Annotated in this window: 19 protein-coding genes and 1 pseudogene; 13 read left to right on the forward strand and 7 right to left on the reverse strand. The window is 60.0% G+C overall.

What is annotated here, in order from left to right; all coding sequences use genetic code 11:
• Positions 1-87: 87 nt before the first annotated feature.
• The 3 genes from QZ648_RS01350 to QZ648_RS01360 form a co-directional block, all read right to left on the reverse strand.
• Positions 88-1,263 (reverse strand): polyamine ABC transporter substrate-binding protein, encoded by a 1,176-nt coding sequence (locus QZ648_RS01350; RefSeq protein WP_291995882.1) that lies wholly within the window; start codon positions 1,261-1,263, stop codon positions 88-90.
• 178 nt (positions 1,264-1,441) lie between these two features.
• Positions 1,442-2,854 carry a pyruvate kinase gene (pyk, locus tag QZ648_RS01355; protein WP_291995883.1) on the reverse strand — a complete coding sequence of 471 codons (1,413 nt, stop codon included), beginning with the start codon at positions 2,852-2,854 and terminating at the stop codon, positions 1,442-1,444.
• Between the two features lie 448 nt (positions 2,855-3,302).
• A complete protein-coding gene (locus QZ648_RS01360) occupies positions 3,303-3,578 on the reverse strand; it encodes a hypothetical protein (RefSeq protein WP_169067913.1) in 276 nt (91 codons plus the stop codon).
• Positions 3,579-4,394: 816 nt separating this feature from the next.
• On the opposite strand from QZ648_RS01360, the gene QZ648_RS01365 reads away from it, so the two are divergent.
• Positions 4,395-6,608, forward strand: a complete 2,214-nt coding sequence (locus QZ648_RS01365) for a SulP family inorganic anion transporter (protein WP_291995884.1) — start codon at positions 4,395-4,397, stop codon at positions 6,606-6,608.
• 23 nt (positions 6,609-6,631) lie between these two features.
• Here QZ648_RS01365 and QZ648_RS01370 read toward each other — a convergent pair whose 3' ends face one another.
• Positions 6,632-6,796, reverse strand: a complete 165-nt coding sequence (locus tag QZ648_RS01370; protein ID WP_169067912.1) for a hypothetical protein — start codon at positions 6,794-6,796, stop codon at positions 6,632-6,634.
• A 51-nt stretch (positions 6,797-6,847) separates the two neighbouring features.
• Between QZ648_RS01370 and QZ648_RS01375 the strand changes: the two genes are divergently transcribed.
• From QZ648_RS01375 to QZ648_RS01390, 4 genes are all read left to right on the forward strand, one after another.
• The gene (locus tag QZ648_RS01375; protein ID WP_291996124.1) at positions 6,848-7,378 is read left to right on the forward strand and encodes a universal stress protein; all 531 of its coding nucleotides are present in this window, start codon (positions 6,848-6,850) and stop codon (positions 7,376-7,378) included.
• A 223-nt stretch (positions 7,379-7,601) separates the two neighbouring features.
• Entirely contained in the window at positions 7,602-8,051 is a 450-nt protein-coding gene (locus QZ648_RS01380; RefSeq protein ID WP_291995885.1) for a cache domain-containing protein, read from the forward strand.
• 1,183 nt (positions 8,052-9,234) lie between these two features.
• Complete coding sequence (locus tag QZ648_RS01385; RefSeq protein ID WP_291995886.1) at positions 9,235-10,560, forward strand: IS110 family transposase; 1,326 nt, start codon at positions 9,235-9,237, stop codon at positions 10,558-10,560.
• A 50-nt stretch (positions 10,561-10,610) separates the two neighbouring features.
• On the forward strand, positions 10,611-11,600 hold the full coding sequence (locus tag QZ648_RS01390; RefSeq protein ID WP_291996125.1) for a DctP family TRAP transporter solute-binding subunit: 990 nt from the start codon (positions 10,611-10,613) through the stop codon (positions 11,598-11,600).
• A 357-nt stretch (positions 11,601-11,957) separates the two neighbouring features.
• Here the strand turns inward: QZ648_RS01390 and QZ648_RS01395 are convergent.
• Positions 11,958-13,120 (reverse strand): annotated as a pseudogene (locus QZ648_RS01395) (IS3 family transposase); the annotation flags it as partial.
• A 76-nt stretch (positions 13,121-13,196) separates the two neighbouring features.
• Here QZ648_RS01395 and QZ648_RS01400 point away from each other — a divergent pair.
• The 4 genes from QZ648_RS01400 (at position 13,197) to tilS (ending at position 18,296) form a co-directional block, all read left to right on the forward strand.
• Positions 13,197-13,877 carry a TRAP transporter small permease gene (locus QZ648_RS01400; RefSeq protein ID WP_169067582.1) on the forward strand — a complete coding sequence of 227 codons (681 nt, stop codon included), beginning with the start codon at positions 13,197-13,199 and terminating at the stop codon, positions 13,875-13,877.
• Positions 13,878-13,895: 18 nt separating this feature from the next.
• On the forward strand, positions 13,896-15,506 hold the full coding sequence (locus QZ648_RS01405) for a TRAP transporter large permease (protein WP_291995887.1): 1,611 nt from the start codon (positions 13,896-13,898) through the stop codon (positions 15,504-15,506).
• A 410-nt stretch (positions 15,507-15,916) separates the two neighbouring features.
• Positions 15,917-16,885: an acetyl-CoA carboxylase carboxyltransferase subunit alpha gene (locus QZ648_RS01410; protein ID WP_169067581.1), complete on the forward strand. Its 969-nt coding sequence runs from the start codon at positions 15,917-15,919 to the stop codon at positions 16,883-16,885.
• Positions 16,854-18,296: a tRNA lysidine(34) synthetase TilS gene (tilS, locus tag QZ648_RS01415; protein WP_169067580.1), complete on the forward strand. Its 1,443-nt coding sequence runs from the start codon at positions 16,854-16,856 to the stop codon at positions 18,294-18,296. Before QZ648_RS01410 ends, tilS begins: the two co-directional genes overlap by 32 nt.
• 12 nt (positions 18,297-18,308) lie before the next feature.
• Here the strand turns inward: tilS and QZ648_RS01420 are convergent, their stop codons facing one another.
• Positions 18,309-18,908: a response regulator gene (locus tag QZ648_RS01420; protein WP_169067579.1), complete on the reverse strand. Its 600-nt coding sequence runs from the start codon at positions 18,906-18,908 to the stop codon at positions 18,309-18,311.
• Positions 18,905-20,899: an ATP-binding protein gene (locus QZ648_RS01425; RefSeq protein WP_169067578.1), complete on the reverse strand. Its 1,995-nt coding sequence runs from the start codon at positions 20,897-20,899 to the stop codon at positions 18,905-18,907. The genes QZ648_RS01420 and QZ648_RS01425 overlap by 4 nt, the downstream gene beginning before the upstream one ends.
• A 322-nt stretch (positions 20,900-21,221) precedes the next feature.
• Between QZ648_RS01425 and QZ648_RS01430 the strand changes: the two genes are divergently transcribed.
• The 4 genes from QZ648_RS01430 (at position 21,222) to ndk (ending at position 25,437) form a co-directional block, all read left to right on the forward strand.
• Positions 21,222-22,235, forward strand: a complete 1,014-nt coding sequence (locus QZ648_RS01430) for a TRAP transporter substrate-binding protein (protein ID WP_169067577.1) — start codon at positions 21,222-21,224, stop codon at positions 22,233-22,235.
• A gap of 79 nt (positions 22,236-22,314) precedes the next feature.
• Positions 22,315-23,019 carry a TRAP transporter small permease gene (locus QZ648_RS01435; RefSeq protein WP_169067576.1) on the forward strand — a complete coding sequence of 235 codons (705 nt, stop codon included), beginning with the start codon at positions 22,315-22,317 and terminating at the stop codon, positions 23,017-23,019.
• A complete protein-coding gene (locus tag QZ648_RS01440) occupies positions 23,016-24,299 on the forward strand; it encodes a TRAP transporter large permease subunit (RefSeq protein WP_169067575.1) in 1,284 nt (427 codons plus the stop codon). Before QZ648_RS01435 ends, QZ648_RS01440 begins: the two co-directional genes overlap by 4 nt.
• 709 nt (positions 24,300-25,008) lie before the next feature.
• Positions 25,009-25,437 carry a nucleoside-diphosphate kinase gene (gene ndk / locus QZ648_RS01445; RefSeq protein ID WP_169067574.1) on the forward strand — a complete coding sequence of 143 codons (429 nt, stop codon included), beginning with the start codon at positions 25,009-25,011 and terminating at the stop codon, positions 25,435-25,437.
• The last annotated feature ends 20 nt before the right edge of the window (positions 25,438-25,457 follow it).

Here is a 25,457-nt window from a genome sequence, read left to right on the forward strand (position 1 = left end):
TGATCGTCCCCCTTCCCCTGACCCTTCTCCCGCAAGGGGAGACGGGAGTTTCGTGAGTCGCGTACGCGACTTTCATATTGACTGCCATCACTGGCCTGTCTGGAAGCGCGTCCAGCTGCGGGTTAACAGTCGGTTGTAGTCGTCGCCCACTGCCAGTTCAGGCGACAGCTTGGCTTTCACCTCGGCGCTGGGGAAAACGCTGGGATCGTTCTTGACCTCGGGATTGATGAACTGCTCCGAAGCAAGATTGCCGTTCGGATAGTGCACCGCATTGGAGTTGTTGGCGGCCACCTGCGGCTGCATCAGGTAGTCGATGAACAGATGCGCATTGCGGGGATGCTTGGCGTCGGCGGGAATCACCATCATGTCGAACCAGATGATGCTGCCCTCCTTGGGCAAGGCATAGGCTACCTTCACCCCTTTGCCCGCCTCCCTGGCGCGATCGCGCGCTTGCAGCACGTCGCCACTGTAGCCGACCGCAATGCACAGTTCACCGTTGGCCAGATCCTCGATGTATTGCGATGAATTGATCTTGCGCACATACGGTCGGATCTTCATCAGTTGCTCTTCGACCAGCTTCAGATCCTCGGGATCCTGGCTGTTGGGATCCTTGCCGAGGTAGATCAGGACGATGCTGCGGATATCGGAGGCGGCATCGAGGATCGAGATGCCGCAATCCTTGAATTTGGCGGCGTATTTGGGATCAAGCACCAGCGCCCAGGAGTCCAGTGGCGCATCGGGCATGATCTGTTTGATCTGGTCGACGTTGTAGCCGATGCCGTCGGTTCCCCACATATAGGGAATGGCATGCGCATTGTTTGGGTCGTGCAAGGCGACGCGCTGCATGATCGATGGATCCATGTTGCCGAGATTCGTCAACAGGGCTTTGTCCAGTTTCTGGAACACGCCGGCCTTGATCTGACGTTCCATGAACTGCGCCGAAGGCATCACCAGGTCGTAACCGGTATTGCCCGCCAGAAGCTTGGTCTCGACCACCTCGTTGGCATCGAAGACGTCGTAATTGACCTTGATCCCGTACCTGGCTTCGAAGTTCTTGACCGTCTCCGAGGCGATGTAGTCCGACCAGTTGTAGACGTTGAGTACCTTCTCGGCGTCGGTGGCGCCGGGCGCGGCGGCAACGGCTGCTGCCGGCGGCGCAGCAACCTCCGCTTCCTTGCCGCAGGCAGCCAGCAGGATTGCCGCGAACCCCAGACAGGCAAGTCTGGCGGCACCGGTGGGGGGTAAAGGCGAGCAGACGTACATGGCGTTTCTCTCCTGCGGAGGGCGATGGCCGAAGCGTAACGCAGTGCCAGCTACAGGCCAAGAGGCAGATCAATGCACGCCCGGCTGGCGGCACTGGCCGGGCCAGGAGCCGCCAGCCTGAGAAGCAGGTTTCGACCTTGTCGAGCGCTGCTCCCGAGGCGCCTGCTGTTCCTTGCTCTCAGACGCGGACGATGCGCACGCTGTCGGTGCTGCCGGCACGCGGTCCGGTTGATCCGAAGACGACTGCCACCAGATCGCCGTCACGGACGAGTCCCGCAGCACGCGCGAGGGCGATTGCCTGTCGCAACTGATCGGCGTCGGCATTGTCGGGGACCAGCAGTGGTTGCACGCCCCATACCAGGCAGAGCCCGCCGAGCACTTGCGGTGACGTCGAGATGCCGGCGATGGGCATTTTGGGGCGGAAGGCTGCGACACGATGCGCGGTCAGGCCGCTGCGTGTCGGGCAGAGGATCGCGGCGACCTTGAGATCCTCGGCCGCTTGCACGGCGGCGTGTGCGACGGCCCACGCCACGCGATCGGTGATGGCGGCGGTGATTGCTTCTGGATGGCCGTGCTCGCGTGGCGAGCCCTCGGCCGACTCGGCGACCTCGCTCATCATGCGTACGGTTTCGCAGGGGAAGAGGCCAACCGCGGTTTCCTCAGACAGCATCAAGGCATCGGTGCCGTCGAGCACGGCGTTGGCAACGTCATTGACTTCGGCGCGGGTGGGTAAGGGGGAGCGGGTCATCGACTCGAGCATTTGGGTCGCGGTGATCACCGGCTTCCCGGCCATGTTGCAGGCACGGATGATTTCCTTCTGGAGCAGCGGTACGCGCCGCGCCGGCATCTGGATGCCCAGATCGCCGCGCGCCACCATCACCGCGTCGGCTGCTTCGATGATGCCGGCAAGATTGTCGATTGCCGCAGCGGTCTCGATCTTGGGAACCAGCGCTGGTCGCATGCCGCGCTTGGGGAGCATCGCGCGTACCCGTTCGACGTCTTCGGCGCGGCGTACGAAGGAGAGCCCGAGGAAGTCGACCTTGGCGGCAATCGCCATTTCCAGCGCCAGCGCATCGCGAGCGGTGAAAGGCTCTACGTGTGCTTCGGCACGCGGTAGGTGCATGCCTTTGCGCGAGCGCAAGGGGCCGCCGCGAAGGACTTCCGTACGGACGTCCTTGCCGATTGATTCGAGTACGCGCAGAACGATCGCCCCGTCGGCGAGGTAGACCTCGTCGCCTGGTCGTGCCCATTGCGCGAGATCGGGCAGGGTCGTGGAAACGTGCTGCGCATCGCCGATGCTGTCTTCGAGGCCGCTCAAGACAAACTCCTGGCCGCTCTCGAGTTCCACCTCGTCGTTAGCCACCAGACCGCTCCGGATCTTCGGGCCGGGCATGTCAACGAGAATTCCAACACTGCGCCCAAGCTCGCTGGCCAGTTCCCGTACCAGACGCGCGTTATTGCTGTGCGTTTTCATGTCTGAGTGCGCGGCGTTGAGGCGGACGACGTCAACACCCGCTTCCAGGAGTCGTCGCAAGGCGTTCGGTGTCGCGGTGGCGGGGCCGATCGTGGCCACTATTTTTGTTCGGCGCATCAGGTGCTCCTCAAATACTTCGGGTGCGGCTCTTTTCGTCGGGCACGCTTTCGCGGCTACTAATCGGCAGATTTTGGCTCATTGTTCGTTCCCCGCTATCGGAATAGGGTGGCTGCAGGCTCGGTAATGCCGTCCGCGTTCCTTACGTACCGCACTGGAGCAATTTTTTAAGTCATTGATACGTTAACCATTTGATGTGCCTATGATCCTTCGTGGCCGAAAAGATCCACACCCAAATACTTCGACATTTGGTCTGGCTTCCCTGGCGGCCGGCCAGCGTGTGCGATCCGCAGGCGCGGGGCAGGGCATCCACGGGAACGGCGGGCAGTATAGGTAGGGGTCGCAGCTGCCGTCAATCAGCAGTCTTGCGACGAGTAGCGCGGTGAAGCGACCGAAATGACGGAGGTGCCAGCCGAGACCCGCGCTAGCAGCGCTTGTGCGCGCAGGATCAGGGTTTCTCCCCTGTCTTATTGACAGCGTTCGCCTGGCCGGCGGGATCGTACGCCGCAGCGCGGGGGGCGCTGGCGTCGTCGGCTGAATCCTTGTCTGGCGCAGGCGCAGGCGCAATCGCGGGAGGCACGATTGGCGGCGATTGCCCGTGTGCGGCCTCAAGCGTGAAGGGCGCTTGCTTTGGCGGTGGTGCGTTGCTGACGATGCTCTGAAAGTGGTCAACAACGCCCCAGGCCATGGCCAGCATCAGCAGCATGAAGAAGAAGAGAATCATGTCCCGGCCCGATGCGCGAACTGGGCGAGGCTACAGCGCAACTTGTTCTGACGCGGGAGTGATGGCAGGCACGCGCGGCGCTTGGTTTCGCACGCAGGGTGCTCGCGCCGGCCCAGATTCCGGGTGGTCTCCATCGCGTCGGGCGAGCTGCCGTTGTCTATCGTTTCAGCATCAAGCATTGCGCTTCCGCCTGGTGCCACGGTTTAGCCATGCGGCCGCCATCAGTCCAAGGAGCTGCCGCGTTCCGCGCCGCAAACTATGGGCGCCGCTCTCGATAACCATGCACAACAACCGCATGCGATTGATGGTGCCTGCTGGAGAGGGTGCTGCATAGCGACGGTCGACACGGTGCGCTGGAAACGCCAGGGCAGTCGCGTAATGCCAACGTCGTGAACCCCCAAAAATAGTCGTTTACGCTCAAGAAATTACGAAAGGGCCGTTCCCAACTCATCTGGTAGAGGAACTCGATCGTCTGGCGGACCATGCGGAACGCGTCGACCTTGATTTCCGCGGCAGCCGCATGGTCCGCCTGACAGCCCGCGCCGGTTAAGCTCGCACGGATTGCTGAGCGCCGGCGCGTCGACCTGTCGCCCGATGGGTTGACCGAGGCTTTGCGGAACGGTCGTTTCAAGCTTCGCCCGGAGGCTGCCGAGTCGCGCGGCGGCTGTCGTCCTTCGGGTGATGAGAACAAGCCGTGCTTGCTATAACACCCCGCGTCGCCTAGGCTGTTCGGTAGGCTACGTGTCGTTGGCCCTGCTGCCGACCAAGCGTCCGTAGCAGGACCATTTCTTCCTACCAGAGTGGAGGCCTGTGGTCGTGGAACTGACATTCAATTTCAAGAGTGACAAGCTGGCCGGTGACTTCTGGGGCGGTCTTGCCGCCATGTTGGTTGCCCTGCCGTCGGCGATCGCCTTTGGCGTCACCATCTATGCCTCGATTGGCCCGGCTTACGCCGGTATGGGGGCGTTGGCCGGGATTCTCGGTACTGTCGCTCTCGGACTGGTGGCGCCGACCCTGGGTGGCACCAATCGCCTGATTACCGCGCCGTGTGCGCCGGCCGCGGCGGTGTGCTCGGCCTTTGCCATAGGGCTCGTGCAGCAACAGGTTGAACCCGTATTCATCGTGCTGATGTTGACGGCCCTGGGTCTGGTTGCGGGCCTGCTACAGTTGCTCCTGGGTGCCATGGGTGTCGGTAGCCTGATCAAGTACATCCCGTTTCCGGTGGTCAGCGGCTATCTCACCGGCGTCGGTCTGATCATCATCGGCAGCCAGATCCCGAAATTTCTCGGCGTTTTCGGAAACTACTCGTTGTGGCGGGTGCTGATCTCACCGGAACTCTGGCAGTGGCAGAGCGCGGTCATCGGCACCGTGACGGCGGCGGTTATGCTCTGCGCAGCCCTGGTCACGCGCGTCGTGCCGGCGGCCATTCTCGGCTTGCTGGCCGGGGTGCTGACCTATTTCGGACTGGCCTACGCGGTAGACCAGTCGATGTTGGTCATCGAGGGCAACAAGTTGATCATCGGCCCGCTTGGCGGAACTGCGTCAAGCATGCTCGACGCCATCACTGGCCGTTGGCGGGATATCGGCGAACTGAAGCTTAGCCATATTGGCGGCCTGCTTGGAACGGCATTGACCCTGGCCGTGTTGTTGTCGATTGATACTCTCAAGACAGCGGTCGTTCTCGACGCGTTGACGCGCAGCCGCCACGATCCAAACCGTGAGTTGATCGCCCAGGGTTCCGGAAACATCGCTTCGGCCTGCGTCGGTGGCATGCCGGGAGCCGGGCAGATGGGGGCGACGCTGGTCAATTTGAACAGCGGTGGCCAGACTCGCGTCTCGGGGGTCGTCGAAGGCGTGTTGTCGCTGATCGCGTTTCTCGCCTTGGGGACGTTCATTGCCTGGATTCCGGTCGGCGCGCTGGCCGGCATCCTGATCGTCGTTGGCTTCCGGATGATCGACCGGCACAGCTTCAATCTGTTGCGTTCGCCGTGGACCATGTTGGACTTCGCCGTCATCGTGGTGGTGGTGGGCGTGGCGCTCGCTTACAGCCTGATCGCCGCGTCGGGCGTCGGGATTGCTCTGGCGATGTTGCTGTTCATCCGCGAGCAACTGGGTAGCACGATCATTCGTAACAAGCTTGATGGCAGTCACAGGTTTTCGAAGAGGGTGCGCTTGGGGCAGGATATGGAGCTGCTGGTAAAGAGTGGGGATAAGACCGCAATAGTGGAGCTGCAGGGTAGCCTGTTCTTCGGTACCAAGGACCAGCTTTACTCGACACTTGAACCGGAGTTGACCAGGCGCACCTACATCGTGCTCGACATGCGGCGCGTGCAGTCGGTCGACGTCACGGCCGTGCATCTGCTGACCCAGATCAGGGACTCGCTGATCGAACGTGGCGCCTACCTTATTTTCAGCGACCTGACGCGGACCCTGCCAAACGGCCGGAATATCGCCGAACTCTTCGATCAGATGGAACTTACGACCATGACCGAGCATGTGAAGGTGTTTCCTGCGCTTGACGACGCGCTCGAATGGACGGAAGACGAGATCCTCGGCGAGCATCTCAAGGAGGCGCTCGAGCTTCCACCGCTCGAGGTATACGAGCTCGAAATGTTCAAGCACTACAAGGAAGAGACGCTGATCGCCCTGGTGGAAGCTCTTGAGCGACGCTCGGTAGGGAAGGATGAGAAGGTCTTTTCTCTTGGCGATGTGGCCAATGAGCTGTACCTGATCCGCAAGGGTGCAGTCCGGATCACGTTCCCGATCAAGGGAACAGTAAACGTTCATCACGCCTTGACGTACGGGCGCGGCGACTTCTTCGGTGGTATTGCCTTCATTGCAGGAACGAGCCGTTTCAACGACGGTACGGCGGTGGAAGATACCGAACTCTTTGTGTTGCAGCGCGAACAGTTCGAAAGACTCAAGGAGGAGCACAAGCGGCTGGGGTTCGAGATACTCGAGGCGGTCGCCAAGGTGCTGGCGTTGAGGTTGCGTTATGCTGACAAGGAACTCATGGCCATGCAGGAGTAGGTCGAGGAGAGGGAGCACGTGGGCTACGGGCTGTTCGGGATCACTACTCCAACTGCTTGCTTCAAGGCGGCCTGTGCAGTCCGCATGGCTGCAACTTTCCGCAAGGTGCCGGAAAGGTCATCCGTTCGGTAGGCAACGCGATATTTCTCGCCAAAATCCGCCATTGCGGTGTGGAATTCGGTTGCCATTTTTCGGTACGCTCAACGGCACTGAGTGGCTCTAACCAGAGGAGAACAACAATGTTCCAGCACATATTGGTGCCGACCGATGGCAGCCATCTGTCGCAAAAAACCGCGGAACGCGCGGTGGCGTTTGCCAAGGCGGCCAATGCCAAGATCACGGCGTTATACGCGAAGGCACCGGTTGGGCACGCGGAAAATTACGGCGATCTGATTCAGCCCGCCGCGATCCAGCGCCTGATCTCGGGTTCCGACGGGAAATCCAAGGAGTATCTGGGCGCCATCAAGAAACTCTGCAAGGAGGCCGGCGTCGAGAGTACAACGCTCGCGGTGGTCAGCGATACCCCGTGGGAAGCGATCGTCAAGGTTGCCGAGGACAACAACTGCGACCTGATCTTCATGGCCAAGCACAGCCGAGGGGGTCTGTCCTCGCTACTGGTCGGCAGTCAAACCTACCGCGTGTTGACCCACTCGAATATTCCCGTCCTTGTCTTTCGTGCGCCGAAGGCGCACGCTAGTCACCACAAGCACCATAAGGAAACAGAGAGAGTTGGGGAAGCAGACAGCGAAAAGGGCAGCAAGAAGGCGTGAGCGAGAGGTCGGTCGCGAGGGATGACTCACTCCGCCAGGCACCCAGACACTGCCCGCTACGCCGTGTTCGCGGCGCCAGTCCCTTGGTCATTGCCGGTACAACGCCCGTGAATCCTCGCTGGTGGCAGCAGGCTTCACCATTTTCTTGCAGACGGCGTTGCCCATCGCTCGTGGTGGGGAAGCAAGTCGTTTACAGTCTGATGACTTGACAAGGAGAGTTTCGATGCTGCGTCAAACAATCTTGGCTTCAGCCTTCGCAGTTTTCGGATTTGTCAGTATCGCCGCGTCGGCGCAATCTTGGACTCCAGCCGAAGCCAAAGCCAAAGCCATGCTCGAAAAGGTGGTTGTTGCGTTAAAGGCTGACAAGGCCAGGGCGCTCGTGATGTTCACCAAGGGTGAAGGCGGCTTCATGGATCACGACCTGTATCCTTATTGCGGTGGTCCGGATGGGTACTTCACCGCCCATCCGACACTTCTTGGCATGAGCCTCAAGGATCTCAAGGACAAGGATGGCAAGCCTCTGGGCAAAGAACTCTACGACGTAGCCGAGGAAGGACGTTTTTTCGAGGTTTCGTACATGTGGCCGCGTCCCGGTCAGACCGATCCAGTGGAAAAGGTCGCCTACGTGACCAGGATCGGCGATCAGGTGTGTGCGGTTGGCTATTACAAGTAATGGCCTTGCAGACGGGCTGGCTCAGGGATCACAGTACCAGCGATCAGCACGGCAAGACCACGTCCGAAGTCGCGGCTGTCCTGGGGCACAGGCGCGCCGACGTGAGTACTCCCTTTGCAGGTAAACCTCTTTGTGATGCGCCAGTTGGCAAGAAGGGGATGTCAAGCGGCGTGGAGTACGAGCGAATTGTTCCTGCCGCGTGTCGAGCACTTCCATTCGGCCGCAGCGCACGCCGCTGCGGAGCGACACGGCCAGTTGGCTACGGCCAACCACGGTTTCCGGATTCACGTGCTAACGCAAGAGCGATTTGGACGGTATATCGCCACGCGCATCTTTGCTGAGGATGCTGGCTCAGCGTGTTCCCTTGCGGAAATCCACAATGGCTGTTGCGACGCTGATCGGTCAGAATTAGCCTCCACCCGGGGGATGTTAATCACACAAATGCTTGTCGACGAACAACTTTTTTCCTCGATGCCGACGCGCTGGCGCGTTCCGCGAGCCGGGAGCCGGGAGCCGGGAATGCGCTTGCCAGCGTCCGCGCAAGGATTGGCCACTGCGCCATATCGAGAAATCGCGGACTTCAGGAACTTTCGACCATGCAATCGCCAATCCGGTGCTTGCGTGAGCAGGCGAAGAGCGCAGATGCTTGCGTTTGCGGGACCAGAATGATTATTCTTTGCGCCAGCGGCAGGCAACTTGCCGCATCGAAAAGACAAAATATTCACACGTAGTAACTTTCCTTAGGAGCCTCCCAACCCCGCGCGCGGGCCAGGCGTTCGCGAAGAAACAGGGATTGTGTCGCCCACTTGCGCTACGTGGCAGTTGCCCCACACATGGTTAGCGGCAGCACCGATATGACCGACCTACCATTGGTGTGAGCTCAAGCGAGCCCGTTTAGGAGCATGGTTCGGGAATCGTCGGCGATAGTGGTGAGCGCAGCGATGCGCATCCCGTTTGTGAGATCGAGTCGAATTTCGACGTTTCCCCTGGTGCTGCCATTCCTTAGGCGATTTCTGTCAAATAACATACCATCTTGCTTGTCTTTTCGCCCGTCTTCTGTGTTATGACAACAGTTACATAGTTCGACTATGCGCCTGTTGTCGCGCCTTGAAGCCGACCGAAAATCCGGCGCAATCTGGTACGTTCTTTTCCGGCAATCGCCTTAACCATCGTGGAGCACATCATGGCCATGCGCAGGCGAGATGAAGAGCTAGTGTTTCCCAACTCGGCGGGGATTGACGTCGGGGCTTCAAGCCACTGGGTGGCCGTACCCCGAGACGCGACGGAAGACCCTGTACGCGAGTTCGGCCCGATGACCGACGACCTGAACGCCATGGCCGACTGGTTGCTCGCGAGTGGTGTAGACACGGTGGCACTGGAGTCCACCGGCGTGTACTGGATCCCGGTGTTTGAGGTGCTCGAACAGCGCGGTCTGAAGGTCTGGCTGGTGGACGCCCGGCAGATGAAGTACGTTCCTGGGCGTAAAAGCGACATACAGGACTGCCAGTGGCTGCAAAAGCTGATGAGCCTAGGATTCCTGCGCGCGGCCTGGCGCCCTGAAGGCGACGTGTGCGTCGTGCGCGCGGTGGCCCGCCAGCGCGAAATCCTACTCGCCGAGCAGGCCAGTTGGGTTCAGCGTATGCAGAAGTCGCTCGTGCAGATGAACATCCAGCTCACCGAGGTGCTCACTGACGTCATGGGCACGACCGGCCAGGCGATCATCCGCGCCATCGTGGCTGGCGAACGCGATCCCAGGGCGTTGGCAAAGCACCGTGACCGCCGCGTCAAGGCCAGCGCCGAGAAGGTCACCAAAGCGCTGACCGGAAACTGGCGCGATGAGCACCTGTTCGTGCTGTCCCAGGCGCTGGCCATGTACGACGACATCGCCCGGCACCTGACCGAGTGTGACGCGAAGCTGCAGGCCCTGCTGCGCGCTCTCGGTCAGCGCAATGTCGATCTCGGGAAGGCCCCTCGCACGGGCAGCAAGCTGCGCGAGCAATTTGACGCCCGCCAGATACTCGCCAACTGGGCTGGCGTCGACCTCACGCGCATCAACGGGCTGGGCTTGACGGCGGTCATGAAAATCCTCTCTGAGCTAGGTCCCGACCTCAGTCGCTTCGCCACCGTCAAGCACTTCTGTTCGTGGCTTGGACTGTGCCCCGGTACCAAGATCAGCGGTGGCAAGGTCCTCTCCGCCAACACGAAGCGCTCGGCCAACCGGGTACGCCAGGCGCTGAAAATGGCGGCGATGAGCCTATCACGCAGCGACTCCGCCCTCGGCGCATTCTATCGCCGCCTGTGCAGCCGAATGGACAAGCCCCGCGCCAACACCGCGACGGCGCACAAGCTCGCACGCATGGTGTATTTCATGCTGACCCGCGGCGAAGACTTCGTCGACCAGGGACAGCAGCGCTACGAAGAACAGCAGCGACAGCGGAGCATCGCCGCCCTCAAGCGTCGCGCCGCCTCCCTGGGCTTCGACATCAATCCGACGCCCGTGCCCGCATGAAAACAACCCGAACCCGTTTTTGTTTCTTGTGAGGAGATCGCATGAAACACATGAAGAAGATCAGCATTGCCCTGACAGCTCTGGCGATGGCGTTTGCCGCCACATCTGCATTGGCGAAATGTGAAAAAGGCGAAGTTATTGCCAAGCTCAGCCACGTGACCGGTGGCTCGACGCATCCCAAGGTGGTGGCGTCCAATCAACTGGCAGAGCGGGTCAACAAAGAGATGCAGGGCAAGATGTGCATCGAGGTCTATCCCAACAGCACGCTGTTTGGCGATAGCAAGGAATTGGAGGCGCTGCTGCTTGGTGACGTCCAGCTGCTGGCGCCGTCGCTGTCGAAGTTCGGCTCTTACACGCCAAAGCTAGATGTCTTCGACCTGCCGTTCATCTTCGTCGATATGGACCAGGCGATCCGCTTTACCAACTCCGCCGAGGGCAAGAAGTTGCTCAGGTCGATGGAGGGTGTCGGTTTTGTCGGCCTCGGCTACTGGATGTCCGGCATGAAGTATTTCTCGGCCAACAAGGCCCTGATCGTTCCCGCCGATGCCAAAGGGCTAAAGTTCCGCGTGCAGACCTCAGACGTCGCCAAGGCAATGATTTCGGCGATGGGCGCCTCGCCGCAGCCAATGGCCTTCGCTGAAGTCTATGGTGCGCTGCAGACCGGCGTTGTCGATGGTCAGGAGAACACCTGGTCGAACATCTATACCCAGAAGTTCTTCGAGGTTCAGAACAGCACCACCGAAACCAACCACCAGCTGCTGGCTTACATTGTGCTGACCTCGGCCGAGTGGCTCAACAGCCTGAAGCCAGACGTCCGCGATCAGTTCTTGAAGATCGTCGACGAGGTTTCCAATCAAACCAACCAGAACGTCAAGGCGGAAGAAGCTCATAACCGCGATAACATCATCAAGGCCGGCGGCAAGGTCAACAAGCTGACGCCTGAGCAACGCAAGCAATGGGTGGAAGCCATGAAGCCGGTGTGGCAGAAGTTCGAGAAAGCGATTGGCCCCGACGTCATCAAGGCGGCGGCTGGCTCCTAAGTTGCCAAATCGAAAAGGGCCAGCAGTCTCAATCTGGCCCTTTTCCTTGAGCACGCGATAACAATCGTCGTCAATCGCAGCGCTGGTTTCCCCGGGTTGTTCGCTCGGCGCGGCAGTGCCGGGCAGGCTCGAATCGTTTCGACTGATGGTTTTTTTCTTGGAACATGAGTGGGGTAAAGTGGTCCCCTGAGTCAAGACAAATATCGATTCATTTTAAGTTGTGCATTTGACTTCGCTAGCAGCTGGACGGCGCTGCCCCGGTGTTGCCTTTGACTCTGCTTTTGATGCTGTCGTTGACTTTGCTTCTGCGGGTGGGGAATCGCCTGTGGAGCGTAGCGGAACAGGCGATTCCCCACCCGCGCGGCCAAACTTGTCGAGGATCAACGCTCCGCCACCTATGCCATTGCGATAGACGACCGCGGGTGCCGTGTTGCCCAGCGACTGGTGCGGACGCTCGCCGTTATAGAAGGCAAAGTACTCGGCGAGGCCGACCATCAATTCGCCCATGGTGGCATATCCCTTCAGGTACACGTCCTCGTACTTGACGCTGCGCCAGAGCCGTTCGACGAAGATGTTGTCGAACACGCGCCCCCGCCCATCCATGCTGATGACCACGCCTTCCCGCTTCAGCACTCCCGTGAAGGCTTCACTGGTGAACTGCGCGCCCTGATCGCTGTTGAAGATTTCTGGCGTGCCGTGGCTACGCAGGGCCTCCTCCAGGCAGTCGACACAGAACACCGCTTCCATGCTGTTGCTGATCCGCCAGCTGAGCACCTTGCGGCTGTACCAGTCGATCACTGCGACCAGGTAGGCGAAGCCGTGCGCCAGCCGGATGTAGGTAATGTCCGTGCTCCACACCTGATTGGGTCTGACCACAGCAACGCCACGCAGTAGATACGGATAGACCGGGTGCTCAGGGCGCGGACGGCTAGTGTTCGGCCCCGGCGCCATGCCCGACAGCCCCATCAGTCGCATCAGGCGTCGTACCCGCTTGCGATTGACCGTGTGCCCCGCTTGCGCAAGAAAAATCACCATCCGGCGGGTGCCGTAAAACGGGTGCCGCGTGTACTCCTCGTCGATCAGCCGACTGTGGACGAGATCGCTGGCATCGACCACCGGCGGCCGGCGCTGCGCATAGACCGTGGCTCGGCATAACCCTGCCAGAGCGCATTGCTGCACCACGGCGACGGGCTCGCCTGGGTCGATCCACCCATGCCGTATCACGGCAGGCTGATCCCAGACTTTTTTTTGAGCCAGTCGAGTTCCATCTTCAACTTGCCGATCTCGCTGTACAACAGCTCTGGCTCACGGTGCGCCGCCGCTGGCTTGGGGCCGCGCTTACCTTCAAACAGCGTCTTGGCATTCTCCTGGATGGCCTTCTTCCATTGCCCAACCTGGACAGGATGCACGCCGTACTCCCGCCCAATCTCGTTGATCGTCTTGACCCCACGTACAGCTTCCAGACCAACCTTGGCCTTGAACTCCGGCGTATGTACCTTCCGCGTCGCTACTTCACTCATCGCTTCTTGCTCCCTATGACCGGGCACAGCTTAAACCACTGTCTGATTTCCAGGGACCACTATAGGGGTGTTTGCCATGGGAGCTTACTGGTTCCACGGTGTTTTAGTTATTTTCTTGGTGATCCTCTGGGCGCTCGAAAAGAAATTTCCGAAAGCGATGGCCAGCGCAGAGGAGTCGCTTCTGGTTCTGGTCATCACCTCGATCATGGCGGTGGCCTTTTTCCAGGTGATCGCCCGCTACGGATTCAATACCGGCTGGTCAGGGGCACTGGAATTCAATACCACGGCCTTTTCCTGGCTGATCCTTCTGGGTATGGGTTATGGTCTGAGAACCAGCCTGCACCTGGGAGTCGACATCATCATCAAGGCCGTCCCCGCGCCGATGACCAAAGCGCTGTCATTGATCGGCGCAGCGTGTTGCATGCTTTACGGCCTGATACTGCTCGACGCATCCTGGGTGGCCTTGCTCGGTGTTGACACCAAGGGTGGCGCTATCGAGTACTGGCTGAAAATGTACAAGATCGGCATTGGCTCGGAAGAACTGCACTATCCGGGATTCATACAGGACGCCTTAGGCATTCAGTCCCGTATTCACCGCTGGCTGCTGTTGCTGATCCTTCCGCTGGGCCTCGCGCTGATGGCATTCCGATCCTTGCAGGCCTTTATCGATATCGCAGGCGGTCGCCGTAAACTTCTCATCAGCGGCCATGAAGCAGAAGACATGGTCGAAGAGAACAAGCACATCTTGAAAGACTAAACGACTAAGGACCCTAGGATGAACTCTCTCTTTCTTTTTGTGATGGTGCTTGTGCTGCTCTTTATCGGCGTCCCGGTGGGCGTTGCACTGGGTCTGTCGTCGATTCTTTTCGTTGCTTTCTTTTCGCATGACTCGCTGTCGTCGGTGGCCATTCAGCTTTTTGGTGCAGGGCAGAACTACACGCTGCTGGCTATTCCGTTTTTCATCCTGGCCTCGGCGTTCATGTCGACAGGGGGGGTGGCGAAGCGACTGATTAATTTTGCGATCGCCAGTGTCGGGCACTTCCAGGGTGGTTTGGCCATGGCCTCGGTACTGGCCTGCATGATGTTTGCAGCCTTGTCGGGGTCGTCGCCAGCGACCGTGGTCGCGATCGGTACCATCGCCATCGCAGGCATGCGTCAGGTCGGTTATTCGAAGGAGTTCGCGGCAGGTATCATCTGCAACGCCGGTACCCTCGGTATCCTGATTCCACCGTCGATCGTGATGGTGGTTTACGCGGCTGCAACCGACGTTTCTGTCGGCCGGATGTTCCTGGCTGGCGTCATCCCGGGATTGATGGCCGGTTTTATGCTGATGGGCGCCATCTACATCGTTGCCCGGATCAAGGGTCTGCCGAAGGAAGAGTGGCGCGGTTTCGGCGCGATTCTGGATGGTGCCAAGGAAGCCGGCTGGGGTCTGTTCCTGGTGGTGATCATCATGGGCGGGATCTACGGCGGTGTGTTTACGCCGACCGAAGCCGCCGTCGTCGCAGCTGTCTACTCCATTCTCGTCGCGTTGTTTGTCTACCGTGACATGGGACCTCTGAAGGAGACGCCCTGGGTTGAGGCCTCGGACCACCAGTCGGCCCGTGTCGGTTTCAATGCTGGCGTCTACGCCGTGTCCTTCTTCATGGTGTGGATGATCCTGTCCTTCTTCGCCACTGACGGCATGGAAGCTACCGGCAAGCTCCGGGCCATGTGGGGCTTGGGGATGTCGCTTGCCATTTTCGTCGGCTATCTGTTCAAGGTTGGCCGCGAGCATGGCTCAGTAGCGAAGTGTGTGACGGGTGGTTTGGGCATCTGGCGTCGAAACCTGCTCTTGCTGGCCAAGAACTTCTTTCCGGCGCTGTTTGGCACCGAGTCGCGAGCGACGATTCTGCACGCGACGCGTACCACGGTGATGTTGATGTTCATCATTGCCAACGCCCTGTTGTTTGCGCATACCCTGTCGGCGGAACGTATCCCGCAGGACATCACCGCATGGATGTTGCAGGCCGGCTTCACCTGGTTCACCTTCCTGATTGCGGTGAACATCCTCCTGCTTATCGGTGGCCAGTTCATGGAGCCTTCTGGTCTGCTGGTGATCGTCGCGCCGGTGGTCTTCCCGATTGCCATGGAACTGGGAGTGGATCCGATTCATCTCGGCATCATCATGGTAGTGAACATGGAGATCGGCATGATCACGCCGCCGATCGGGCTGAACCTGTTCGTGACCTCCGGGATTACCAACATGAGCCTGGCGACGGTGGTGAAGGCGGCGATGCCCTTTGTCGGCGTCTTGATGGTCTTCTTGGTCATCATTACCTATGTGCCGTGGATCTCGACGGTATTGCCTTACGCCCTGATGGGACCGGAACTGGTAATCAAGTAGGGGGCTAGCTTCTCTGGGCGGAGTTAATGTGAAAGTCGCGCAAGCGACTCACGAAGCGCCCTTCTCCCCTGGCGGGAGAAGGGTCTGGGGAAGAGGGAAACGGTCATGACTTTCATGATTCGGGGTATCTCGACATGTCATGACCGTTAGTAGGGAGTCACACGGCTTCACGATTCACTCCGCCCGAACGCAGTACTTGTCCGCCGCTGACCTCCTGGAGGCCAGCGGCGGCTTTTTTTCCGCATCGCGGCGCTTGCTCGGCTGCGCCCCGATTTCTTCCCGCTTGACGAGAGTCGTCCGCCGCAGGCGGTGGCCGTGTACTATTGCTGTGGCGCGCGTCCCGCGCGATCTTTCGCGGTAGAATGCGGGGTTGTTGCAAACCCACATGTTTACCAATACGGTTGGGCCTGATGAAAACCAGTTTCCTCGACTTTGAACAACCGATCGCCGATCTCGAAGGCAAGATTGAAGCGCTGCGCTTTGCTCAGGACGATTCTGCGGTCGACATTTCCGATGAAATCGGCCGCCTCGAGAAGAAGAGCCAGACCCTGACCAAGGATACCTATGCCAAGCTTTCGGCCTGGCAGGTGTCGCAGGTGGCGCGCCATCCGCAGCGCCCTTACACGCTCGATTACCTGTCGCTGATCTTCACCGACTTCGAGGAGTTGCACGGTGATCGGGCCTTTGCCGACGACCATGCGATCGTTGGTGGCCTGGCCCGCTTCGACGGTCAGCCGGTGATGGTGATTGGTCACCAGAAAGGGCGCGACACCAAGGAGAAGATTGCCCGCAACTTCGGTATGCCGCGTCCGGAGGGGTATCGCAAGGCCTTACGCCTTATGCGACTGGCCGAGAAGTTTCGTATTCCGGTGTTGACTTTCATCGATACGCCTGGGGCCTACCCGGGCATTGACGCCGAAGAGCGTGGGCAGTCCGAGGCGATCGGTCGCAATCTCTACGTAATGGCCGAGCTGAAAGTGCCGATCATCGTCACCGTCATCGGTGAAGGTGGTTCGGGCGGCGCGCTGGCCATCGGTGTTGGCGATGTGGTGCAGATGCTGGAGTACTCGACCTACTCGGTGATTTCGCCCGAGGGTTGCGCGACGATTCTCTGGAAGAGCGCCGAAAAAGCAAGCACGGCCGCAGAAATCATGGGTATCACCGCGCCCCGTTTGCTCGCGCTGGGTTTGATCGACGCCATCGTCGAAGAGCCGACCGGTGGTGCGCATCGTGCTCATCAGGCGATGGCGAAAAACCTCAAGGAAGCCTTGCAGAATGCTTTGCAGAAATTGGCACCGGTGCCGACCCGCGACTTGCTCAAGACTCGCCTTGCGCGCCTGATGGCCTATGGCCGGGTCAAAGAGCTGGCCCGCCGCTAAGACCAGCGCGGCGCAAGCGTCGGCCGCCCCGATTCTGCAGACGCTTGCGGCGTTTTTCGAAACGCGACTGCTGTCTGGATCTCGTCTGTGCGTCGGTCTATCTGGGGGCGTCGACTCGGTTGTCTTGCTGCACGCGCTCGACTGCCTGCGTCGTTCCGGGCTGCAGGTCGATCTCTCGGCGGTGCACGTCGATCACGCTCTGAGCAGCAATGCCGCTGCCTGGGCAGCTTTCTGCGTCGATTTTTGTCGGCGCCTGCAGGTGCCGCTGGAAATCCATCGCGTCGAGGTGCCGCGTGCCAGCGGTGAGGGCCTGGAAGCCGCCGCGCGGCGCGTGCGTCATGCGGCGTTTGCCGCCTGTCGAGCCGAATGGTTGGCGCTGGCCCACCATCGCGATGATCAGGCCGAGACGGTTCTCTTCCGTTTGCTGCGCGGAGCGGGTGTTGCCGGCGCCGCTGGAATGCCTGCCGAGCGGCCGCAGCCACGTGGCCCGCGCCTGATTCGCCCACTCCTCGATGTTTCGCGGTCGCTGATCCTGCGCTATGCAGAAATGCATTCGCTGGCCTGGATCGAAGACGAAAGCAATGCCGATTGCCACTATCGCCGAAACCACTTGCGACGTGAAGTCATGCCGCGCATTGCGGTCCATTTTCCCGGCGCTGCTCAGGCACTGGCGCGTGCCGCGCGCCATTTTTCCGAGGCGACAGAGCTTCTCGATGAACTGGCGCAGGCCGATCGGGCTGCCCTGATTGGTGAGTGTGGGCGGATTGATCTGGCGCGCTTCAACGCGCTTTCGCCAGCGCGAGCGCGCAACCTGCTGCGATCGGAACTTCTGGCGAGCGGCTTTCGCGCCCCGGAGGCGCGCTGGCTCGACGAGGCGTTACGCCAGCTGAAGACAGCGGCGGCGGCTTCGCAGACCTGCATCGCCACTGTGGATGGCGAAGTTCATACCTATCGGGGCAAGTTGTATATTTTTGCGCATTGTCCGGCTCTTGGGAATCTTGCCGTGAGTTGGAATGGCGAGCTGAGGCTGCCCTGGGGCGACGGCTGGGTGTCCTTCGTGCGCCGTAGCGGAAAAGGTGTCAGCCGCCGCCTGCTGGCTGCTGCGCCAGTTTTTTTGCGGGTCAGGCAAGGTGGGGAGCGCTTGCGGCCCGACGCTCGGCGCCCGGCAAGGACTCTGCGCAAGCTGTTGCAGGAAGCTGCCGTGCCCCCCTGGGAACGAGCGCGCCTGCCGCTGCTGTGCTGCGGCGAGCGCCTGGCCTGGGTTGCTGGACTCGGCGTTGACGCCGCCTTTGCCTGTGCCGCGGGGGAGGAAGGTGTCGAGCTTCTCTGGGAGAGAGGTGATGGCCAAGCGCCTGCCGGCTTCGCTTTGTCGGGGAAGCCGGCTGCCTGCATTGGTCAGGCGACCGGCTGACCGCGCCGCGGCTCAGCGCTTGCCGGCCAGCAGTTGCGCGAGTTCGACGGCTGTGCGGACGCCCATCTTTTCGAAAAGATTGGCACGATGCACTTCGACGGTGCGCATGCTGATCTGCAGTTCGTCAGCGATTACCTTGTTCAGGGTGCCGGCCAGAACCCGTTCCATGACCTGCTTTTCGCGTGTCGTCAGGCGGCTGCTTAAACTGTTGACCGAATCGCTATCGGCGGCGGCGAGGCGCTGGTTTGCATCGAGCTGCAGGGCTTCAATGACGCGATTGACCAGCTCGTTGTCGTTGCAGGGCTTTTCGACGAAGTCGAAAGCGCCTTGCTTGAGGGCCGAGACGGCCATGGGTACGTCGCCGTGGCCGGTGAGAAAGATCACCGGCAGCGTGCTGCCACGCTCGCAAAGCAGTTCAAAAAGCTCTGGCCCGCTCATCCCGTCCATGCGGATGTCGAGCAGGATGCAGCCCGGCAGCGAGGGGTTCCAGGCGGCCAGGAAATCTTCAGCCGAGGGGTAGCTCAGGCAGAGCACACCACGCGACTCGAGTAGCCAGCTCAGTGAGTCGCGGATGGCTTCGTCGTCGTCGACGAGGTAGGCGTGTGGATTCATTGCATGGCAATCGGCAGGGTGATGATAAAAATCGAGCCGCCGTCCGGGTTGGCTTCAACCCACAGGCGGCCGTGGTGGACTTCAATAATCGAGCGGCAGATGTTCAGGCCCATGCCCATGCCCTCGGCCTTGGTCGAGAACAAGGGGGTGAACAGCTTGTTTTCGACTTCAGGAGGAATGCCGGGGCCGTGATCGATGACCCGGATTTCCATTTGCTGCCTGTCGAGCTGGCTGAGCTTGACGGTCAGCCGCCGTCGCTCGGACGGGGTGTGGCGCATCGCTTCGATGCCGTTGCGCATCAGGTTGAGGAGCACTTGCTCGAGCATTACCGGATCGGCCAGCAGTTCGGGGCGCATGCCCTGAATCTCGCGGACGATATGGACGCCGCGCGCCTTGGCTGCTCCGTCGATGAAGCCGACGCTGTCGTCGATCACTTCCGCGAGATCGCAGAGCACCCGTTTGGGTTCGCTCTTGCGCACGAAGTCGTGTACGCGCCGGATGATGTGGCCGGCGCGCTGCGCCTGAACGGCCAGTTTCCCGAGCGCTTCCTTCAGCTCTTCAGTACTGAAGTTGCCTGATTCGAGCTTGTTCAGGCAGCCGGTGTTATAGCTGGTGATCGCTGCCAGCGGCTGATTGAGTTCGTGCGCCAAGGTCGAAGCCATCTCGCCCATGGTCACCAGTCGTGCCGTGACCTGCAGTTTTTCCTGCTGTTGCTGGGCGAGTTCCTCGGCGTGTTTGCGGGCCGTGACGTCGATGATCGACGCCATCCAGCCCGTCTGCTCGCCGTCCGCGTCAATCAGAGGCGCTTCGTAGACGAGAGCGTCGAAGCGGCTGCCATTCCTGTGCATGAAGCGGATTTCGAATCCCTCGTGCGGAGCCTTGCCTTCGAGAACGTCATTGTGTAGTTGCAGCGTTCTTTCCATTTCTTCCGGTGCCCAGTAGGGCATGGGTGGTGCCAGACCGATCAGCTCGTCGGCAGTGAAGCCGACCATTTGCAGGAAAGCCGGGTTGACGTAACTTACCCGGCCTTCCATGTTGCGCGCGCGCATGCCGACCATCAACGAGTCTTCCATCGCCTTGCGGAAGGCGTACTCCGAGCGCAGGGCCTGTTCGGCGTCGAGGCGCCTGCGGATCAAGCCGCGCACCGCCCACAAACTCCAGAAAACGGCTGCTGCAAGAATGATTATCAGCGCAGCGATCAGCGTTTGCGCAAGATTTCCGGCACTGCGGTAAGCAGTGACCTGCAAGACCATGCCGTAGCCTGGAGGGTCGAAAATCACCGGGTAGCTGAGCTTGGTTGATGCAGCATCGATCTTCGACTTGCTGGCCAGGAGATTGCCATTGCCGTCGAGAACGCGTACTTGATACTTGGCAGCGAACCACCAGGGAACCTGCTGCTCGAGCAAGCGATTCAGCGAGTAGACGGCGAGCAGCGTGCCGCGGTGCTCGCCTTCCTCGAAAATGGGCACGTAGACTTCGAACTGCGCGGCGTCATCCACCCAGTAGGCATCGCTGTAGGTTGGCTTGCCAAGCTGGGCGAGTTCGATTGAGCGGTTGACCGGGTCCTGGCCCGAAGCGTCTTTGCCGTGTCGTGGCAAGCTTTGCGTTGGCATGCCGTGCACCGCTTCAGCCGCGGCATCAAGCCAGAGCAGCTGCAGGAGTTCCGAGTTATTCTTGAGAATGTGGCGAGCCCGCAGAACGAAGAGCGCGTCTCTATCTTTTGCCCGCGTCAAATCGAGGACCAGTTGCCGTATCTGCTCGGAGTTTCCCTCTAGGTGAAAGCGGACGCTCTGCTCGAGCCAGAGGACGTCGGCAATAAGGGTCGAGCGCTGTTCGTCAATGTCGTTCTGGCGTAGCAGCCAGAGCAAGGCGATGAGCAGTATCAGAAGCAGACCAACCGCCCCTTTCAGAATCGAGAGATACCACTGCGACCAGTTCAGCGACGCCGGCCGGCGTAGCGCATTCTGGTGCAGAAGGGGTGCGTCTTCCATGGCGCTCCATCTTACGCAAGTTATCGCCCGCGGGGTGTGCATAAATCCCTGTATTCGGGCCGGGCTGCACGCTCGCCGGGGGCCACATTGGCGACTGCAGTCTCGGTGATGGCGGTGTCGACTGCCGCTTCCTGGGGTCTATGACCATGCCGTGAATGGGCGGTTGGCGTTTGCTTCGGACAGGCTCGCCCGCGCCATCTTCGTCAGCCGCGGTGGGCTGTGGATTTCCACAATGTTCGTCGGCAGCAGTCCCTGTAATATCCGCCATCGCAACAGGCTAATAATTTTGTTAACAAAAAAGTTTTCATAAGGAGGAGAGACTGTGAAAGTTACGAATTTGCTGCTCGGAGTGATGGCCTTCGCCGTTTCGGCGACCCCACTGGCGGCCTTGGCCGAGGACCCGATCGTCATCAAATTCAGCCACGTCGTGGCCAACGATACGCCCAAGGGGCTGAGTGCTGAATTCTTCGCCAAGCGCGCCGGCGAACTGACCAAGGGGAAGGTGAAGGTCGAGGTGTATGGCAATTCGACCCTGTACAAGGACAAGGAGGAACTGGAAGCGCTGCAACTGGGGGCCGTGCAGATGCTTGCACCGTCGCTGGCCAAGTTCGGTCCGCTTGGCGTCAAGGAGTTCGAGGTCTTCGATCTGCCGTACATCTTCGACAACTACGCTGATCTGCATAAGGTAACGCAGGGCGATATCGGCAAGAGTCTGTTGAAAAAACTGGAGCCGAAGGGCGTCACGGGCCTGGCGTTCTGGGACAACGGCTTCAAATCGTTTTCGGCCAACACGCCAATCCTGATGCCGGAAGACCTGAAGGGCAAGAAGATGCGCATTCAGTCGTCCAAGGTGCTTGAAGCGCAGATGCGCGCGCTGAAAGCGATTCCCCAGGTGATGGCTTTCTCCGAGGTCTATCAGGCTTTGCAAACCGGCGTTGTCGATGGGACTGAGAACCCGATGTCCAACCTGTTTACCCAGAAGTTCTTTGAAGTCCAGAAGCATCTGGCGATTACCGATCACGGTTACCTGGGTTACGCGGTGATCGTCAACAAGAAGTTCTGGGATGGTCTGCCGGCGGACGTTCGCGGTCAGCTTGAAACAGCGATGAAGGAGTCTACCGACTACGCCAACAAGATCGCCAGGGAGCAGAACGACAAGGATCTGGAGGCAGTGAAGAAGAGCGGCAAGACCGCAGTGCACGTGCCGACGCCGGAACAGCGCAAGGCCTTCAAGAAAGCGCTGATACCGGTCCATGAAGAGATGGCATCCCGCATCGGCAAAGAGCTTCTCCAGTCCGTATACAAGGAGACCGGCTTCGATCCAAGCAAGCTCTGAGCGCAGCGCAAGCTGAAGGGATAGTCCGTTGGGACGCCTGGCCCAGCGGGTTTTTTTCAGGCAGTCGGGGGACTTGCGAATGAGAATACTCGATCACCTGGAGGAATGGCTGATCACCTTCCTCATGGGGGCGGCAACGACGATCATCTTCATCTCGGTCGCGCATCGCTACGCGGCCGGTTACCAGATTCCAATCGTGCAGGACTGGCTGCTCGGGCTGAACGTCGGATGGGCACAGGAGCTGTGCATCATCATGTTCGTCTGGATGGCCAAGTTCGGCGCGGCCTATGGTGTGCGCACCGGTATCCACGTCGGTGTGGACGTGCTGATCAACAGCTTGAGCGAAGGAAACCGGGGCCGGTTCATTGTCTTCGGGATGTTGTCCGGGGCGCTGTTTACCGGCGTTGTCGGTTCGCTTGGGGCGGCTTTCGTGTGGGACAACGGTGCCCACTACGCGATCTTCCAGTTTCTCGGCATGGACACCACGGACATGTTTTCGGGGCCGACGACCCCCGATCTCGAGTGGCCTACCTGGGTTGTCTACAGTGCCATCCCGCTCGGTTCGTCGCTGATGTGTTTCCGCTTTCTGCAGGTCACGGTGAGTTTCCTCAAGACCGGCGAGTTGCCACACCACGACCACGGCCATGTTGACGGCATCGAAGAGGAAGAGATTCCGGACGAGATTCAGAGCGTTGCCATGGAAGACAAGCGGCATCCCCATGACCGGACTCACGAGAAGCGGCATCCGGAAGATCGTTCGGGCAACGGAGACCAGCAACCATGAACGCCATCATCATTTTCACGATTCTCCTGTGTCTGATGCTCACCGGCATGCCGATCTCGATTTCGCTCGGCCTGACGGTACTCAGCTTCCTGTTCCTATTTACTCAAGTGCCTTTGGAAGCCGTCGCTCTCAAGCTGTTCACCGGGATCGAGAAATTCGAGATCATGGCCATTCCGTTCTTCATCCTGGCCGGCAACTTTTTGACGCACGGCGGGGTGGCGCGACGAATGATCCGCTTCGCGACGAGCATGGTCGGGCATTGGTTCGGCGGCCTCGGCCTGGCCGGTGTTCTCGCCTGCGCGCTGTTCGCGGCTGTATCGGGATCGTCGCCGGCGACCGTCGTGGCCATTGGCTCGATCCTCATGCCGGCCATGGTCAAGGCAGGTTTTCCGAAGAGATTCGGTGCGGGCGTCATCACCACCTCCGGAGCATTGGGCATTCTGATCCCCCCGTCGATCGTCATGGTCATGTATTCGGTGGCCACCAACACCTCTGTTGGCGCCCTGTTCATGGCCGGCGTTATTCCGGGAATTGCTCTGGCCATGGTCCTCGGTGGCGTGACCTGGTATCGGGCGAAGAACAACAACTACCCGCGCATGGCCAAGGCATCCTTCGTCGAGCGCTTGAAGGCGTTCCGCGAATCAGCCTGGGGTTTGCTGTTGATCGTTATCGTCATGGGCGGTATCTACAGCGGCATGTTCACGCCGACGGAGGCTGCGGCGATGAGCGCGGTTTATGCCTTCATAGTCGCCGTCTTCGTCTACAAGGACCTGTCGTTGAGCGATGTGCCGCGGGTCTTGCTCAACTCGGCGAACATGTCGGCGATGCTGCTCTACATCATTACCAACGCCGTGCTCTTCTCGTTCATCATGACCAACGAGAACATCCCGCAAACCCTTGCTGACTGGATGTTGGGTCACGGCCTGGGGGTGATCGCCTTCCTTCTGGCGGTAAACGTGATCCTGCTGCTGGCGGGCAACTTCATGGAGCCGTCGTCGATCGTGCTGATCTTCGCACCGATTCTCTTTCCGGTAGCGATGACGCTGGGGATCGACCCGGTGCACTTCGGCATTCTCATGGTGGTCAACATGGAAGTGGGCATGTGTCATCCGCCGGTCGGCCTCAATCTCTACGTTGCTTCAGGGATCACCAAGATGGGGATCACCGAGCTTACCATCGCGGTTTGGCCATGGCTGTTGTCGATGCTGGCTTTCCTGGTTCTGATCACCTATGTGCCGATCATCTCGACCTGGTTGCCGACGAGGTTGGGCATGATGTAAGTGAGGCAACGGACGCTGGGCGTCCGTTGCGGGCGCGCGTACAGGCAATCTGTGCGCGCGCTTTTTTTTTGCCGAGCCTTGTCATCCCCTTGCGGTCCTTAATGGCGCTCACCAGGGGCGAGGCTGGCTGGCCGACGATGATCGCTGTACGGAAATCGTGCGCGTATGCCAAGGCGGACCGCGGTTTTCCACAACAATACTCGGCACCGCAGCTTTTTGTCATGTTGCCGTCGCCAACAAGGCGATAGCCCGATTCCAGGACCGGTTCTGGGACGGAGGGGACGGGACTTGGCGACCCCGCAGGCCGTGATATGCATGAACACCGAGTAGGCCTCAAAAAGGGTGATGCGGAAGCCGATCCGGCGTTAATGCGGGGAAGGCCGTCGTCACAGGCGAATGCGAGCGAAACGCCGTCTGTGCTTCCTCCGAGGTATTGGTGACGGCATGTGTGGAAGAGGAAGGCAGATGCAACACGGGAAGCCCCATCACCTGGAGCCGCTCGGCATCCGGATCGTCGGCACCCGTCAGCCGGGCGCGCACCACCCTGCTGTCAGCCTTGGCTGACGATGCTGACCCTTTCCCAGCCCCTCAATTTCGTGCTCCGGCAATTTCGGATTTGCACCCGGGTGTTGGTATAATATGAGGTTGTGTTTCTAGCGATATGATTTGCTGTTGTTTTTTCTACTATCTTCCGTTTGGAGAATCATTTATGGCCATCGAACGTACTCTTTCCATCATCAAGCCGGACGCTGTCGCCAAGAACGTCATCGGCAAGATCTACTCCCGCTTTGAAACCAACGGCTTGAAGGTGATCGCCGCCAAGCTGGCCTGGCTGTCGCCGCAGGAAGCGGGCGCGTTTTACGCGGTGCACCAGGAGCGTCCGTTCTTCAAGGACCTGGTCTCGTTCATGATCTCCGGGCCGGTGATGATCCAGGTGCTCGAAGGCGAGAGCGCCATTGCCAAGAACCGTGAGTTGATGGGCGCGACCGACCCGAAGAAGGCGGAGCCGGGAACGATCCGCGCTGATTTTGCCGAATCGATCGACGCCAACGCCGTGCATGGTTCCGATGGCGAAGATACGGCGAAGAATGAAATCGCCTTCTTCTTCCCGGCCATGGCCGTCTACTCGGGTCGCTAGATCGCAGGTTTCTGCACCCA

Source organism: Candidatus Accumulibacter sp. ACC012 (genome assembly GCF_907163155.1).
Lineage (GTDB): Bacteria > Pseudomonadota > Gammaproteobacteria > Burkholderiales > Rhodocyclaceae > Accumulibacter > Accumulibacter delftensis.